Annotated in this window: 15 protein-coding genes and 1 pseudogene; 9 read left to right on the top strand and 7 right to left on the bottom strand. The window is 69.8% G+C overall.

Features of this window, described 5'->3' with window-relative positions:
- Nucleotides 1-15 precede the first annotated feature (15 nt).
- From CHF15_RS14640 to thyX, 8 genes are all read left to right on the top strand, one after another.
- Nucleotides 16-579: a hypothetical protein gene (locus CHF15_RS14640; protein ID WP_089224204.1), complete on the top strand. Its 564-nt coding sequence runs from the start codon at nucleotides 16-18 to the stop codon at nucleotides 577-579.
- A 17-nt stretch (nucleotides 580-596) separates the two neighbouring features.
- On the top strand, nucleotides 597-923 hold the full coding sequence (locus CHF15_RS14635) for a hypothetical protein (RefSeq protein WP_089224203.1): 327 nt from the start codon (nucleotides 597-599) through the stop codon (nucleotides 921-923).
- Between the two features lie 82 nt (nucleotides 924-1,005).
- Nucleotides 1,006-1,653, top strand: coding sequence for a hypothetical protein (locus CHF15_RS14630; RefSeq protein ID WP_089224202.1), 648 nt, complete (start codon nucleotides 1,006-1,008; stop codon nucleotides 1,651-1,653).
- A gap of 37 nt (nucleotides 1,654-1,690) precedes the next feature.
- Entirely contained in the window at nucleotides 1,691-2,254 is a 564-nt protein-coding gene (locus CHF15_RS14625) for a deoxynucleotide monophosphate kinase family protein (RefSeq protein WP_089224201.1), read from the top strand.
- Between the two features lie 29 nt (nucleotides 2,255-2,283).
- Entirely contained in the window at nucleotides 2,284-2,715 is a 432-nt protein-coding gene (locus CHF15_RS14620; RefSeq protein ID WP_089224200.1) for a hypothetical protein, read from the top strand.
- Nucleotides 2,716-2,733: 18 nt separating this feature from the next.
- Nucleotides 2,734-2,985: a hypothetical protein gene (locus tag CHF15_RS14615; RefSeq protein WP_089224199.1), complete on the top strand. Its 252-nt coding sequence runs from the start codon at nucleotides 2,734-2,736 to the stop codon at nucleotides 2,983-2,985.
- Between the two features lie 19 nt (nucleotides 2,986-3,004).
- On the top strand, nucleotides 3,005-3,247 hold the full coding sequence (locus CHF15_RS14610) for a hypothetical protein (protein ID WP_089224198.1): 243 nt from the start codon (nucleotides 3,005-3,007) through the stop codon (nucleotides 3,245-3,247).
- A gap of 57 nt (nucleotides 3,248-3,304) precedes the next feature.
- On the top strand, nucleotides 3,305-3,991 hold the full coding sequence (thyX, locus tag CHF15_RS14605; RefSeq protein WP_220093292.1) for an FAD-dependent thymidylate synthase: 687 nt from the start codon (nucleotides 3,305-3,307) through the stop codon (nucleotides 3,989-3,991).
- 158 nt (nucleotides 3,992-4,149) lie between these two features.
- Here thyX and CHF15_RS14600 read toward each other — a convergent pair whose 3' ends face one another.
- Both CHF15_RS14600 and CHF15_RS14595 read right to left on the bottom strand, forming a co-directional pair.
- Nucleotides 4,150-5,742 carry a recombinase family protein gene (locus tag CHF15_RS14600; protein WP_089224196.1) on the bottom strand — a complete coding sequence of 531 codons (1,593 nt, stop codon included), beginning with the start codon at nucleotides 5,740-5,742 and terminating at the stop codon, nucleotides 4,150-4,152.
- 122 nt (nucleotides 5,743-5,864) lie between these two features.
- Nucleotides 5,865-6,002, bottom strand: a pseudogene (locus CHF15_RS14595) (peroxiredoxin); the annotation flags it as partial.
- 313 nt (nucleotides 6,003-6,315) lie between these two features.
- Between CHF15_RS14595 and CHF15_RS14590 the strand changes: the two are divergent.
- Nucleotides 6,316-7,218, top strand: a complete 903-nt coding sequence (locus CHF15_RS14590; RefSeq protein ID WP_245938824.1) for a hydrogen peroxide-inducible genes activator — start codon at nucleotides 6,316-6,318, stop codon at nucleotides 7,216-7,218.
- Between the two features lie 18 nt (nucleotides 7,219-7,236).
- Here CHF15_RS14590 and CHF15_RS14585 read toward each other — a convergent pair whose 3' ends face one another.
- The 5 genes from CHF15_RS14585 to CHF15_RS14565 all read right to left on the bottom strand — a co-directional run bounded on the left by CHF15_RS14585 (nucleotide 7,237) and on the right by CHF15_RS14565 (nucleotide 12,906).
- Nucleotides 7,237-9,630 carry an FtsX-like permease family protein gene (locus CHF15_RS14585; RefSeq protein ID WP_089224194.1) on the bottom strand — a complete coding sequence of 798 codons (2,394 nt, stop codon included), beginning with the start codon at nucleotides 9,628-9,630 and terminating at the stop codon, nucleotides 7,237-7,239.
- Nucleotides 9,627-10,292: an ABC transporter ATP-binding protein gene (locus CHF15_RS14580; protein WP_179279808.1), complete on the bottom strand. Its 666-nt coding sequence runs from the start codon at nucleotides 10,290-10,292 to the stop codon at nucleotides 9,627-9,629. The genes CHF15_RS14585 and CHF15_RS14580 overlap by 4 nt, the downstream gene beginning before the upstream one ends.
- Nucleotides 10,293-10,309: 17 nt before the next feature.
- Entirely contained in the window at nucleotides 10,310-10,834 is a 525-nt protein-coding gene (locus CHF15_RS14575; protein WP_089224192.1) for a PadR family transcriptional regulator, read from the bottom strand.
- A gap of 69 nt (nucleotides 10,835-10,903) precedes the next feature.
- Complete coding sequence (locus CHF15_RS14570) at nucleotides 10,904-11,344, bottom strand: hypothetical protein (protein ID WP_143681568.1); 441 nt, start codon at nucleotides 11,342-11,344, stop codon at nucleotides 10,904-10,906.
- Between the two features lie 113 nt (nucleotides 11,345-11,457).
- The gene (locus CHF15_RS14565; protein ID WP_089224190.1) at nucleotides 11,458-12,906 is read right to left on the bottom strand and encodes a catalase; all 1,449 of its coding nucleotides are present in this window, start codon (nucleotides 12,904-12,906) and stop codon (nucleotides 11,458-11,460) included.
- Between the last annotated feature and the right edge of the window lie 45 nt (nucleotides 12,907-12,951).

Below are 12,951 nucleotides of genomic sequence, written 5' to 3'. Positions count from 1 at the left end.
GAAGGAGCACACGCCATGTCCGAAGCCCTCGCCACCACCGAAGACGGCCGACTCCGCGCCCGCCTGGTCCGCGACGAGCACGCCGAGAACCCCCGCAAGGACGCCGACACCGAAGTCCACGTGATCACCATCGACACCCACCTCGGCCAGTACCCGCCGGTCGACCCGAAGGGCGGCCCCCTCGCCCACATCTGGCGCCGCCTGGCCTGGAACCAGTGGAAGGGCATCGAGGCCTTCACGCGGTACGTCGCGATCATGCACGGCGGCATCGTCCTGGAGTCCGGCCCCGACAACGGCCCCCGCTCCCTCTGGTACATGACCGGCGAGGAGATGTACCACCTCGACCGCGGCCTCCTCTCCGAGGGCTACATCGAAGCCGAGATGCAGGAGTACGAGGCGTGGCTCTCCGGCGACGTGTGGACCGTCGTCATCGAGCAGACCGACGACCCCGAGGCCGACGAGCCCGAGTGGGAGGCCGTCGACACCGTGTCCGGCTTCTACGGCGGCCCGTACGCCCGAGCCCAGGCCCGCGAGGCCCTCCGCTTCTACGCCGCGCGTTCCGCCGGCACCTCCTCCTGACCCGAAGGGAACCCACCATGAGCGCGTACACCGAAGCCGTCACCCTGTCCGATGGTGCGACCGTCCGAGTCCGTATCGAGCGCGGTCCGATGGGCGACGCGATGCTCCACGAGCAGAACTCGAACAACTGGCGAGGCGGAGGCCGGATCTACTGGCGGGGCCGCCGACTGCACCTGATGTTCGGCGACGAGTCCATGCCGATGCAGAACCCCCGCTTCGAGTTCGCCGACGACATCGACGAGGCCGCCGAGATGGCCCTCGCGTTCTTCGCCGAGTGCGCCGAGTCCTGCATCACCCACGCCAAGGGCGAGGGCATCCCCGTCCAGTCCTGCTACGGCGCCTGACCTTCCACCATCCACACAGGCCGCCCCTGGCACAGGGAAAGCCGGGGGCGGCCACCCCACCACAGAGAAGAGAGACACGACCATGACCACCACCCTCGTCCTGTCCTTCGGCGTCGTCACCGTCGAGCGCCTGAGCGAAGCCTCGAAGCCGTGGGTTACCGCCTACGAGCTGACCGGCCCCCGCGTGAGCGGAGTCGTCGAGATCGCCCCGATGTACGACGAGCCCCGCGTGCCCGGCGCCTCCGGGGAGACCGCCTTCGAGCTGCTCCCGTCCGCCTTCGAGGTCGCCTACGGTCAGAACACGTGGAGCCGCGGGGGAGTGTCCGGGACGCTCGAAGTCCTCGGCTCCCGCCTGGCGAACTCCGCGATCGTCCACGCCGACCAGATCGACTGGCGCTTCAGCATCCGCCGCATACAGACCGGCATCGGCGACTACCCGGCCCCGGACGGGGCCACGGCCCGGACGCGGGAGATCATCCGGGCCCTGGTCGAGCTGCACCGCCGCGACCGCAAGTTCGTGTACGAGAAGGCCGCCACGTTCGCCCGCGCCCGTCGACTCGACCGGCTGAACGCGATCGAGCGCGAGTACCGCGAGGTCGACGCGATGCTCCGCGCGATCCAGGCCCGACACGCCAACCTTCAGCAGCGCAAGTCGCTGATGGCGGGCGAGTGGTCCTTCGAGACCGCGATCGACGAGGCCGAGCCCATCACCGTGAGCCTGATCAAGTGACCGCCCCCCGTATCGACCTGATCGAAAGGAACCCCCAGTGAACGCCCCCCTGATCGGATTCGCCGGCAAGGCCCGCTCCGGCAAGGACGCCGCCGCACAGGCCCTCCTCGACGCGGGATGGACCCGCCGAGCCTTCGCGGACAACGTGCGGGCCATGCTCTACGCGATGAACCCCGTCCTCGACGACTCCTCGTACCGCGACGGGTTCACCTCCCTGAAGTACGAGGTCGACACCTATGGATGGGAGGAGGTCAAGCAGGTGTTCCCCGAGGTCCGCGTCTACCTCCAGCGCCTCGGCACCGAGGGCGGCCGGGCGAGCCTCGGCGAGGACGTGTGGGTGAACGCCCTCTTCCGCACCTTCGGGACGTGGGGGCCGACCGTCATCACGGACGTGCGCTTCCCCAACGAGGCCGACGCGATCCGGAAGCGTGGCGGCCTGGTCGTCGCGATCGAGCGGCCGGACCTGACCACGGTCGGCGAGCCGGGCCACGAGAGCGAGAACGCCCTCGCCGGATACCTCTTCGACGACGTGATCCGCAACGATGGCAGCCTCGCCCAGCTCCACGACCGTGTGATGCAGCTCATCCCGCTCGTCATGTAAACGTGTGGTCATGGTGTTAGGGTGAGACCATGAGAATCACCCCCCGCAAGGAAGAGGTCGAGGCGGTCAAGGCGCTCTTGGAGGACCCCACCTTCGAGAGCGCCGACCAGATGGCCAAGGCCGTAATCAAGGAGGTCGGCGAGATCCTCCAGATGCGGGACTGGATCGCCCTCGTCCACACCTGGAAGGACGGTCGCCGCGGCCTGAACTGGGGGCCGTTCGCGAGCGAGGTCGAGGTCAAAGCCTTCGCGAACAAGCTCTCGATCGGCGGCTCTGGCCACATGGTCAAGCTCTACGCCCCCGGCGCGATGCTCGCCAACGTGGACGGCAAGAAGGGCTGGAAGGGCTGGTGCTTCCACCCCGAATGCGGCCACGCGCCCTTCACTCACTCGATGGCCGGCAACTCCCGAGGCGCCTGCCAGATACCTACCTGCCCGTGCGACAAGTTCCGGGCGTCATGACACAGAACGGAAGCCACCATGACCGTGCACGAGATCCTCCGCGCCCCCAAGATGACCGAGGCCGACATCGCCGAGCTGAAGGCCCTCCGGGGGACTGGCCCCGTGCCGAATGCCTTCCTCGTCCGCCTGGCCGAGCACTACCTGAAGGCCGAGATCGACGGGGTACTCAACCCCGCCCGACACCTCGCCGCCTACCTCGACGTAGAGCGTCAGACCGTCCTGACGTACATGCGCATGGCCCGTAACCGCAGCATCATCGCCCGCCACTGAAACCGAAGGAGAGACCACTATGAAGACCGTCGACTTCCAGTCCTGCGAGTGCTCCGACAAGCGGGCCTTCCCGGACCGCCGTGCCGCCGAGAAGGCACTCGGCCGGGCCCAGGCCAAGCGCGACCGTCACGCCGCCCGCTTCGAGCACCACGGACCGATCGACCGCGAGAACCGTGCCTACCAGTGCGACTACGGCATGTGGCACCTCACGAAGCAGTCCCGGCGGTCCTACGAGGAATGGGCCGCCCGAAACGCGGCCTGACTGTAAACCTGTGACTCAAGGAGAAAACCCGTGACCGACCCCACCTTCCGCGACGACATGACCGTCCAGCTCGTCAAGCACTCCGCGGCTGACGAGGACGTGGTGTTCGCCGCCCGAGTCTCGACGAAGGGTGCCGAGTCCCTGCCGACCGGCACCTTCGGCCCGGCCGAGAAGGGCCTGATCAACTTCCTCATGCGGGATCGTCACGGCTCGCCCTTCGAGCACAACTCCATGACGCTGTACGTCGAGGCGCCGATCTTCGTCCTCCGCGAGTGGCAGCGTCACCGCGTGGCCTCGTACAACGAGGAGTCGGCCCGGTACCGCGAGCTGAAGCCCGTCTTCTACCTGCCGGCGGATGACCGCAAGGTCGTCCAGGTCGGCAGGCCCGGCCGATACACCTTCGAGCCCGGCACCCGCATGCAGCGGTACACCGCCCGCCGCTCCATCGAGATGAGCGCGTACGAGGCGTGGGCCTACTACCGCGAGATGCTCGGCGAGGGCATCGCCCGCGAGGTCGCCCGATCCGTCCTGCCGGTCAGCATCTACTCGTCCATGTACGTCACGCTGAACGCACGGAGCCTGATGCACTTCCTCAGCCTCCGCACCGAGGAGGAGGCCGCCCGCTTCCCCTCCCACCCTCAGCGCGAGATCGCGATGTGTGCCGAACAGGTCGAGGCGATCTTTGCCGAGCTGATGCCGGTCACGTACGCGGCCTTCCAGGCGAACGGGAGGGTCGCCCCGTGACCCCCGAGCGACTCGAAGCGTGGACGGAACGACAGTTGGCCAATGCGCCCGTACGTAACGACGCCTGGCGTCGCGTGGTGATGAAGCAGTGGGGCTTGAAGCCCACAGAGAAGACCCCCCGCCCGAAGTAGGGAGGGGGGTCTTCCCCTTTCCCCGGCTCAGGCGGCCGGGTTGTCCTTCCAGACGATCTCGATCAGATCCTCGTCGAACCGCTTACCCCTGCCGGACGGGTGCACGATCACGGCCCGGATGCTCGTCTTGAGCCGCGCCCGCTTCTCCGACATGGTCAGGTTCTCCCAGTCCGACAGGGCCTCCGGACTGAGCAGCGCCTGTTGCCGCTTCTGGAGCGCGATCTTCCCCCGCTCCGAGAGGAGTGCATCCCGCTCGGCCTCCAGCTCCTCGATCATGTCCAGGGCGGCCGAGGTCGAGATCCGTTTCACGCGCCGCCGCTCGTTCACGTCGGCGATCTCGTCCGCGATCTCGTCAAGGCGGCTGTCGTGAATCGACTCGTCGAGCTGCGCAGCCTTCTCGACGGAATCCCCGAGCCCGCGGTTCGTGTGAGCGAGGAACGCGTGCTCGACGAACGTGTCGACCGGCGGCCCCACGCGCGTGACTCCTCCGCACCCGCCCTGACTCGTCAGGCAGGCGTACCGGAAGCCGTACAGCTTGAACGCCGTGGGGTGGTGCTTCTCCGAGTACGGGTTCGACCACATCGGCGTGGAGCACTTCCCGCAACGCGCGATCCCCGAGCACAGGTGCGTGGCCGTGGTGGTGTGCTTCTTGCCCTTGAGGCCCGTCTTGTTGGCCGCCTTGCGAGCCTTGATCTCGTCCGTCGCGGCCTTCCACTCGTCGTGTGTGGTGATGGCCTCCCAGTCGCCGACGACCGGCTTCCCGTCCTTGTAGGTGATGAAGTCCGGGAGCCACAGGCGAGCCTTCGCGCTCCGCCGGACGGACTCGGGTACGTGCAGCCGGTACCCGGCTACGCGAGGGTTGATCAGGATGGCCTCGGCGGCGCTGTGCTGGATCGCGCGGCGGCCCTCGCCGGATCGTTTCGTCTGCTTCGGGACGTACCCGTACTCGGTGAGCTTCCGCTTGAAGTCGGCGACCGTGTACCCGCCGGGGATGGCGAGGATGGCGTCACGGACGATCTTCGCCTCTTCGTTGTGCAGGGTCCGCCGGTCGTCGTTCCAGCCGAACGGGCGGGGCGCCCCGTGCATGACGCCCTTCTCTGCGACGCGGCGGTTCGTGCGGGTCACACGCCGCTTGATGTTGCCGATCTCCATGTTGCCCACGGTGGCCTGCATGACGAACATGCCTCGACCCTCGACGGTCGAGAGGTCGACACTGCCCTCGACGGACAGGCCGACGTACTCCGGGTTCATCTCGAAGACGCGGCACACGCGGGCGGCGTCGTAGACGAGGCGGGCGAGCCGGTCCGAGTGCAGGAAGAGGATGCCTCGGATCACTCCGGCTTCGAGATCCTTGAGCATGCGCTCGAAGTCGTCTCGGATGATGAAGGGGTCCGATGCCGGCGTGTTGTTGTCGCAGTAGTCCCGCGTGATGGCGGCCTCGAAGGGGAGGGTCTTCGCGAAGGCGCGGATCGCGCTCTCCTGCTCCTTGACCTGCTCCTCGATCTCACGCCACGTCGAGGTGCGACCCTTCAGGGTCTTGTCCTCGGAGACCCGTCGGTACATACCGAGGGGGACGAGCATGTCCGAGTGGATCGTGTCGGCTACGGCTATCGGTGTCATCGTGCTCCCTGCGCTCGTTCGCTGACCTGTTGATCATTTCCGCTGGTCAGCGGCCTGCGAGCGCCATCAGAGAGCGATTATCACATGCGGAAGATGAGCTTCCACAAGGTGGGTTATTCGCTGTCCTTCGGCCACGCGAAGTAGACCTTCCACTTGCCCTCGTACGACTTGTGGTCGATCTGGGCGAAGGCCTTCTCGGGGTCGAGGTCCACACAGGCGGTCAGTTCGAACAGGGGGAACTTGTCACCGACGGTGAGCACGCACACTCCTAGTGAGGGTCGGGACCCGGGCGCGGGGTGGCCGCGGCGGTCCCTCGATGGGTCCCGATCACCCTGCCATGAGCCCATTGATCAGTGAAATCGTCCCGACGGGTCGCATTGATCGGCACCTCTTATCGACGAGTGAGGTTGCGCCGACCCGCTGCGCACAGTGACCGGTGCCACAGGGCTGATGCCAGCGGCGGCCGGGCTCCTGCGGCCATTGATCGCCCGCGCAACTAGACTGGGAAGCGCTTGATCGGAGGCGGTTATCAGCAGTCAGCGCACGAGCCGGCGCCAGCCCAGTCTGTCCCAGTTGCGGGCCTTCGCGGCGGTCGCCGAGCACCTGCACTTCAGGGACGCGGCCTCGGCGATCGGGACGAGCCAGCCGGCGCTGTCCGGGGCGGTCGCCGCGCTGGAGGAGGCGCTCGGAGTGGTGCTCGTGGAGCGCACGACCCGCAAGGTGCTGCTGACCTCGGCGGGGGAGCGCGTCGCGGTCCGGGCGCACGCGGTGCTGGAGGCGCTCGGGGACCTGCTGGACGAGGCGGAGGCGGCGCGTGCGCCCTTCACCGGGGTGCTGCGGCTCGGGGTGATCCCCACGGTCGCGCCGTATCTGCTGCCGACCGTGCTGCGGCTGGTCCACGGCGCGTACCCGGAACTCGACCTCCAGGTGCACGAGGAGCAGACGTCCTCGCTGCTGGACGGCCTCGCGGCGGGCCGGCTGGACCTGCTGCTCCTCGCCGTCCCGCTCGGTGTTCCCTCCGTCGCCGAACTGCCGCTCTTCGACGAGGACTTCGTCCTGGTCACCCCGCGGGACCACTGGCTGGCCGGACGGACGGACATCCCCAGGGCGGCCCTGCGGCAGCTGGATCTGCTGCTGCTGGAGGAGGGCCACTGCCTGCGCGACCAGGCGCTGGACGTCTGCCGGGAGGCGGGCCGCACCGAGGGGGCGACCGCCACCACGACCGCGGCGGGGCTGTCCACGCTGGTGCAACTGGTGGCTGGCGGGCTCGGGGTGACGCTGCTGCCGAGGACGGCGGTCCCGGTGGAGACCGGACGCAGCGCGGACCTGGCCACGGGGTTCTTCGCCGACCCGGCGCCGTCGCGGCGGATCGCGCTGGCGATGCGCGCGGGCACCGCGCGCGCGGAGGAGTTCGAGGCTTTCGCCTCCGCGCTGCGCGGTGCCCTGAAACCGCTTCCGGTGCGGTTCGCCCGCTGACGGGCGAACCGCCCGGGGTCACTCGGTGCGCAGCCCGTCCGGCCGCATCATGCGCCACAGCGGCGGCAGGCTCAGCAGGGTGACCAGGACGACCACCCCCGCGCCGGCACCCGTCATGACGCCCACGCTCGCCCAGTCGACATGGGGGCTCTCACCCACCATCGTCCGCAGGACGGCGCCGAGACCGGCACCGCCGACGATGGCGAGGGCGAGCCCCAGGGCGACCGGCAGCGCGGTCTGCCAGAGCACCGACAGCCCGAGCACGGACCGCCGGGTGCCGAAGGCGACCAGGACGGCCAGCAGCTTCCTGCGCTCGCGCAGTTGCTCCAGCATGGAGACCAGCAGGCTGGCGCCGATCAGGGCCAGGGTCGCCGTGGCGCCGATGAACAGTCCGCGCCGGATGGTCGTGAACTTGCGGGACTCGTGGGTGGCGGTCAGCTCGAAGACGGTGAGCGTGGGGTCGATCCGCGCCGCGGTGTTGCGGGCGTGTTCGACGGCGTCCGGCGATCCCGGGTCGGTCCGGAGCATGAGCCGGACGCTGGGCGAGGGCAGTGCCGCCACGTCCAGGGCGGCGGGGGTGGCCAGCACACCCCACGTCTGTTCCCCGTCCGGCGAGACGCGGGACCGAGCCGTGCGGGCGTCGGCCGGGATGCGCCACGGCTGCGGCGTGCCGGTGTACTTGTCCGTGACCGGTGTGTTGAGGTCGAGCGTGTCGCCGGGCTTGGCGAAGCTCATGTCGCCGTAGCCTCCCGGATCCTGGACCAGGAACACGTCGCCGTCGGCGCAGCCGGCCCCGACGCGGGCGAGTTCGCGCAGCGTCGCGCAGTCCCCCACGACGAGGGTCGCGTAAGTGATGTCCTCGGACTTCAGCGTCGAGGCGTTTCCCTGGACGGCGTCGTCCTGGATGACGCCGAGCACGTCGCGGATGCCCGGGGTGTCGGCGAAGGCCTTCTCCACGCGCTGCGCCTGCGCCCCGCTGTCGACGGACTGCGAGACGCTGAGCTGGGCGCGGTCCGGGTCGTCGCCGGTCGCCGTGACGAAGTCGCTCTGCACCCCCGTGAAGAGCGACTGGAGGGCTATCGCCCCCGCGACGGCGACGGTGACACCGCTGACCATGCGGGCGGCGGCACTGCTGTCGAGCTGGACGCGCCGCGTGGCCAGCTGCCAGGGCAGCGGGCCGCCGCGGAAGCGGCCGACGACGGACTCGACCAGCCAGGGCAGCACGGTGGTGAGACCGACCAGCAGCAGGACCACACCGGCCGTCACCTGGTAGGGGTTGACCCCGGCGTCTTCCTGGGAGACGGTCCCGAACAGCGGAGCCAGCAGTCCGAGCCCGGCCAGCGGGATCAGCAGGCGCCACCACAGCCGCCGCTTCTGCGCCGTGGCCTTGCGCACCACGCCGAGCGGCTCGACGGCGATGCCGCGCATCGCCAGCAGGGTGACCGCGACGGCCGCGCCGGGAACCGCCAGCGCCACCAGGGCCGCCAGCCCGGGACCGGGCGTGATGTCGTACGGGAAGACGCTGATGTCGTACAGCGTCACCTCGGTCGAGAACTGCCGGGTTATCAGGAAGATCCCCGTGCCCACGACGAGTCCGAGCAGCGATCCGAAAAGCGCTTCCCCGGCCGCGATCCGCCGCGTCGTCCTGCTGTCCGCGCCGACCAGCCGCAGCGCGGCCAGCCGCCGGTCCCGGCGTTCGCCGCCGAAGCGGACGGCGGTGCCGATGAAGACGGCCACCGGCATCAGCAGCACCACGACGATGATGATGACCAGCATGGTCAGCACGCCGCCCAGGGGCTCGGGCTTCGACTCGCCGCGCCCGAAGTGCGGGATGCGGGTGGCGTTCCCGGTGGACCCGTCCTGGCTCCGCGCGACGAGCTTGTCGCTGCCCGCGTAGTAGGCCAGTTCGGCGGGCCCGAGCAGTCCCTGGTCGCCGATGACGCCGGCGGGGCGGTAGTCCAGCCGTTCCCGCAGCAGCTTGCTGCCGGGCTGGTCGAGCAGCTTCTTCAGCGCGGGGGAGACCACCATCTCGCCGGACGCGGGCATCGCCTCGACGCCCGGCGGCAGCACCGGCCGGTCGCCGTCGGCCTTGAGGAGCAGACCGCGGATGGAGTCGTCGCGGAAGCTGGTGTCGGCCGGCGCGAACAGCACGGTGCTGGCGGTCCGCTTCGGCGGCTCGTTGAACCAGGAGTAGTCCCGGTCGTAGCCGCGGTCGTTGCGGGCGCCCATCATGGCCGGCACGGCGGCCGCCAGCAGCAGCATCGCCACTCCGAGGCCGACGCCGACCGCGGTGAGCAGGGTGCGGGTCCAGCCCTCGCGGCCGCCGGTCACCGCGAAGCGGATGCCCAGGCCGAGGTCGCGGACCCAGGTGGCGAGGGTGCCGCCGCCGGGGGAGGGGTGGGTGGTGCTCATGCCACCCTCTCCATGTCGCGGGACTTGCCGTCGCGTACGACGACCTCGCGGTCGGAGTAGGCGGCCACCCGCGTCTCGTGCGTGACGAGGACGACGGCGGCGTCGGTGTCACGGGCGGCGTCGGTGAGCAGGCGCATCACGCGCTCGCCGTTGAGGGAGTCCAGGGCGCCGGTCGGCTCGTCGGCGAAGATCACCCGCGGGCCGGTGACCAGGGCCCTGGCCACCGCGACGCGCTGGCCCTGACCGCCGGAGATCTCGCCGGGGCGCTTGCCCGCCAGTTCGCCGACCTCCAGCCGGGCCAGCCACTCCGAGGCCCGGGCCTCGGCCTCCTTGCGCCGGGTGCCGTTCAGCCGCAGCGGCAGCGCGACGTTCTCCACGCAGGTCAGCTCCGGGACGAGCTGGCCGAACTGGAAGACGAAGCCGAACTCGCCGCGGCGCAGCGCGCTGCGCTCGGCGTCGCTCATCGCGGTCAGGTCGCGTCCCCGGTACAGCACGCTTCCGGAGTCCGGCCGGACGATGCCGGCCAGGCAGTGCAGCAGCGTCGACTTGCCCGAGCCGGACGGCCCCATGACGGCGACCACCTCCCCGGCGCGGATCGCGAACTCCGCGCCGTCCAGGGCGGGGGTCGGGCCGTACGCCTTGTGCAGGTCGACGGCCTCCATCAGGTTGTCCGTGGTGCTCACTCGGCTACCTCCGCCGCGAGTAGGTCGAGGCGGGCGGCGGTGAGCTCCAGCCACCGCAGGTCCGCCTCCAGGTGGAACAGGGCGTGGTCGCAGACGAGCTGGTCCGCGAGGTCGCCGTGTCGTTTGCGTTCGGTCAGTTCCCGCATCAGCCGCAGATGCTCGGACCGCTGGGTGTCGAGCAGACCGGCGGCGCTGCGCCCGGTGAGCAGCGCGAGGACGACCTTGGTGTAGAGGGTGTTCTGCAGGTAGGGCTCGGGCTTCTCCGGCTGCGCGAGCCACTTCTCGACGTCGGTGATCCCGGCCTCGGTGATGGCGTACCGCTTGCGTTCCGGGCCGCCGCCGGGCTCGATGCCGTCGACCTCGACCAGCCCGTGCTTCAGCAGCCGCGCCATCGTCGAGTAGACCTGCCCGTAGTGCAGCGGGCGGTCGTGACCGAACTTGCCGTCGAATGCCCGCTTCAGGTCGTACCCGTGGCGCGGGCCGGACTCCAGGAGTCCGAGCAGGGTGTGGCCGATGCTCATGACCGAGGACTCTACACGACGCGTATACCTACGGTGTATAGATCTTGTGCATAGTGACGCGCCGGTGACCTAACCCTTCCTGAACAGGCCTTTTCCCGGTTCGTACCCGAGACGGGCCTGATACGCGGTGGGCTCGCAGCCCGGGCCGTTCGGCTGCCACTTCTCGAGCGTGACGTCGACGCGCTCGTCCACCGCGGGCCCGGCCGCGGTCCCCGGGGCGTCCTGCGGGGTGCCGGTGAAGCGCACCGCGACCCGCTTCGGCCCGGTCGCCCCGGGCAGGTCCACGGCGAGCAGCATCTCCCGCCCGTCGCCCGTTCCGCTCCGCGAGCACACCGCGCCGGCGCAGAGCCGGTAGGTCGTGCCCGGCTCCGTGTCGAACACGAGCCGCACCCCCGACCGCGCCCCGATGTCCGTGCAGTCGGGGCCGCCCGCCCCCAGGGCCCCGCAGCCCACCGCCGTCACCGCCAGGGGTACGACGGCCCCCGCCCTCGCCCACCGTCTCGTCCGCATGCCGATGGGATGCGCGCGGGGCCCGGCCGGTTCCGTCCCGGCGGGCGCGATGCAGCCCCGGGGCACGGACGGACATCACGTGCTCCGGGGCTGCGGCGGTGGGGAGGTCCTGCCTACAGGCCGTTGACGTTGGCGGCGATGCGGTCGCCGACCTCCTTGTCGATGTTGCGCCAGTACTCGACCGCGCGTGCCAGGACGGGGGCGCTGACCCCGTTCATCAGATGGCCCGACACGTTGGAGACCAGCCGGTCGCGGGCGGCGTCGTCCAGGACCTTGCGGACCATCGTCCCGGCCTGGCCGAAGTCGTCGTCCTCACGGTGCAGCTTGTACGGCTCGTGCACCATGTTCCCCGCGACCTCCCAGCCGGCCGGGTCGCCGAAGCGGGCGATGTCGGCCTCGGGCCCGCCGACGGAGTTCGGCGCGTAGGGGGCGGCGGTGCGCGACGGCTCGTAGCGCATCGGGCCGTCCTTGGCGTACGAGCGCACCTCGGTGTGCGGCCGGTTCGGCGGCAACTGGGCGTAGTTGGGGCCGATCCGGTAGCGGTGGGTGTCGGCGTACGAGAAGAGCCGGCCGAGGAGCATCTTGTCCGGCGAGGGGCCGATGCCGGGCACCATGTTGTTGGGCTCGAAGGCGGCCTGCTCGATGTGGATGAAGTAGTCCTCGGGGTTCCTGTTCAGGGTCATCCGGCCGACCTCGATCAGCGGGTAGTCGCCGTGCGGCCACACCTTGGTGAGGTCGAAGGGGTTGAACCGGTAGTCCGCGGCGTCGTCGAACGGCATGACCTGCACGTACAGCGTCCACGAGGGGTGTTCGCCGCGCTCGATGGCCTGGAAGAGGTCCCGGCGGTGCAGATCGCCGTCGGCGCCCGCGAAGTGGTCGGCCTCCTCCTGGGTGAGGAAGTCGATGCCCTGGTCGGTCTTGAAGTGGTACTTGATCCAGTGCCGCTCGCCGCCGCCGTTGACCCACATGTAGGTGTGGGAGCCGTAGCCGTTCATGTGGCGGTAGGTCCTGGGCACGCCGCGGTCGCCCATCAGCCAGGTGACCATGTGCGCCGACTCGGGGGACAGCGTCCAGAAGTCCCACTGCATGTTGTTGTCACGCAGGCCGGAGTCGGGGCGGCGCTTCTGGCTGCGGATGAAGTCCTGGAACTTCATCGCGTCGCGCACGAAGAAGACCGGGGTGTTGTTGCCGACCAGGTCGTAGTTGCCGTACTCGGTGTAGAACTTCAGGGCGAAGCCGCGCGGGTCGCGCCAGGTGTCGGGACTGCCCAGCTCGCCGGCGACCGTGGAGAAGCGGGCCAGCATCTCCGTGCGGCGTCCCGGCTGGAAGAGGTCGGCCTTGGTGAACTGGCTGACGTCGTTGGTCACCTCGAAGACGCCGTAGGCGCCCGAGCCCTTGGCGTGCACCACACGCTCCGGGACCCGTTCGCGGTTGAACTGCGCCATCTTCTCGATCAGGTAGTGGTCCTGGAGGAGAACCGGGCCGTCCGAGCCCACCGTGAGCGAATGCGCGTCGCTCTCCACCGGGATCCCGGCGTTGCTGGTGGTGTAGGGGGTGCTCATGTGAATGTGTCCTCCCGTCGATCTTCGGAAGAGTCCGTCGGGGGC

Source organism: Actinacidiphila glaucinigra (assembly GCF_900188405.1).
Taxonomy (GTDB): Bacteria; Actinomycetota; Actinomycetes; order Streptomycetales; family Streptomycetaceae; genus Actinacidiphila; species Actinacidiphila glaucinigra.
Note: the sequence above shows the minus strand (reverse complement) of the source record. Positions and strands in the feature narration are given on the sequence as shown.

Bases quoted from the DNA above. Each gene is read 5' to 3' on its own strand.
- CHF15_RS14600 (WP_089224196.1), bottom strand. From the start codon at position 5,742: ATGACACCGATAGCCGTAGCCGACACGATCCACTCGGACATGCTCGTC.
- CHF15_RS14620 (WP_089224200.1), top strand. From the start codon at position 2,284: ATGAGAATCACCCCCCGCAAGGAAGAGGTCGAGGCGGTCAAGGCGCTC.
- CHF15_RS14630 (WP_089224202.1), top strand. From the start codon at position 1,006: ATGACCACCACCCTCGTCCTGTCCTTCGGCGTCGTCACCGTCGAGCGC.
- CHF15_RS14585 (WP_089224194.1), bottom strand. From the start codon at position 9,630: ATGAGCACCACCCACCCCTCCCCCGGCGGCGGCACCCTCGCCACCTGG.
- CHF15_RS14565 (WP_089224190.1), bottom strand. From the start codon at position 12,906: ATGAGCACCCCCTACACCACCAGCAACGCCGGGATCCCGGTGGAGAGC.
- CHF15_RS14640 (WP_089224204.1), top strand. From the start codon at position 16: ATGTCCGAAGCCCTCGCCACCACCGAAGACGGCCGACTCCGCGCCCGC.
- CHF15_RS14575 (WP_089224192.1), bottom strand. From the start codon at position 10,834: ATGAGCATCGGCCACACCCTGCTCGGACTCCTGGAGTCCGGCCCGCGC.
- CHF15_RS14615 (WP_089224199.1), top strand. From the start codon at position 2,734: ATGACCGTGCACGAGATCCTCCGCGCCCCCAAGATGACCGAGGCCGAC.
- CHF15_RS14610 (WP_089224198.1), top strand. From the start codon at position 3,005: ATGAAGACCGTCGACTTCCAGTCCTGCGAGTGCTCCGACAAGCGGGCC.
- CHF15_RS14635 (WP_089224203.1), top strand. From the start codon at position 597: ATGAGCGCGTACACCGAAGCCGTCACCCTGTCCGATGGTGCGACCGTC.
- thyX (WP_220093292.1), top strand. From the start codon at position 3,305: ATGACCGTCCAGCTCGTCAAGCACTCCGCGGCTGACGAGGACGTGGTG.
- CHF15_RS14580 (WP_179279808.1), bottom strand. From the start codon at position 10,292: ATGGAGGCCGTCGACCTGCACAAGGCGTACGGCCCGACCCCCGCCCTG.
- CHF15_RS14570 (WP_143681568.1), bottom strand. From the start codon at position 11,344: ATGCGGACGAGACGGTGGGCGAGGGCGGGGGCCGTCGTACCCCTGGCG.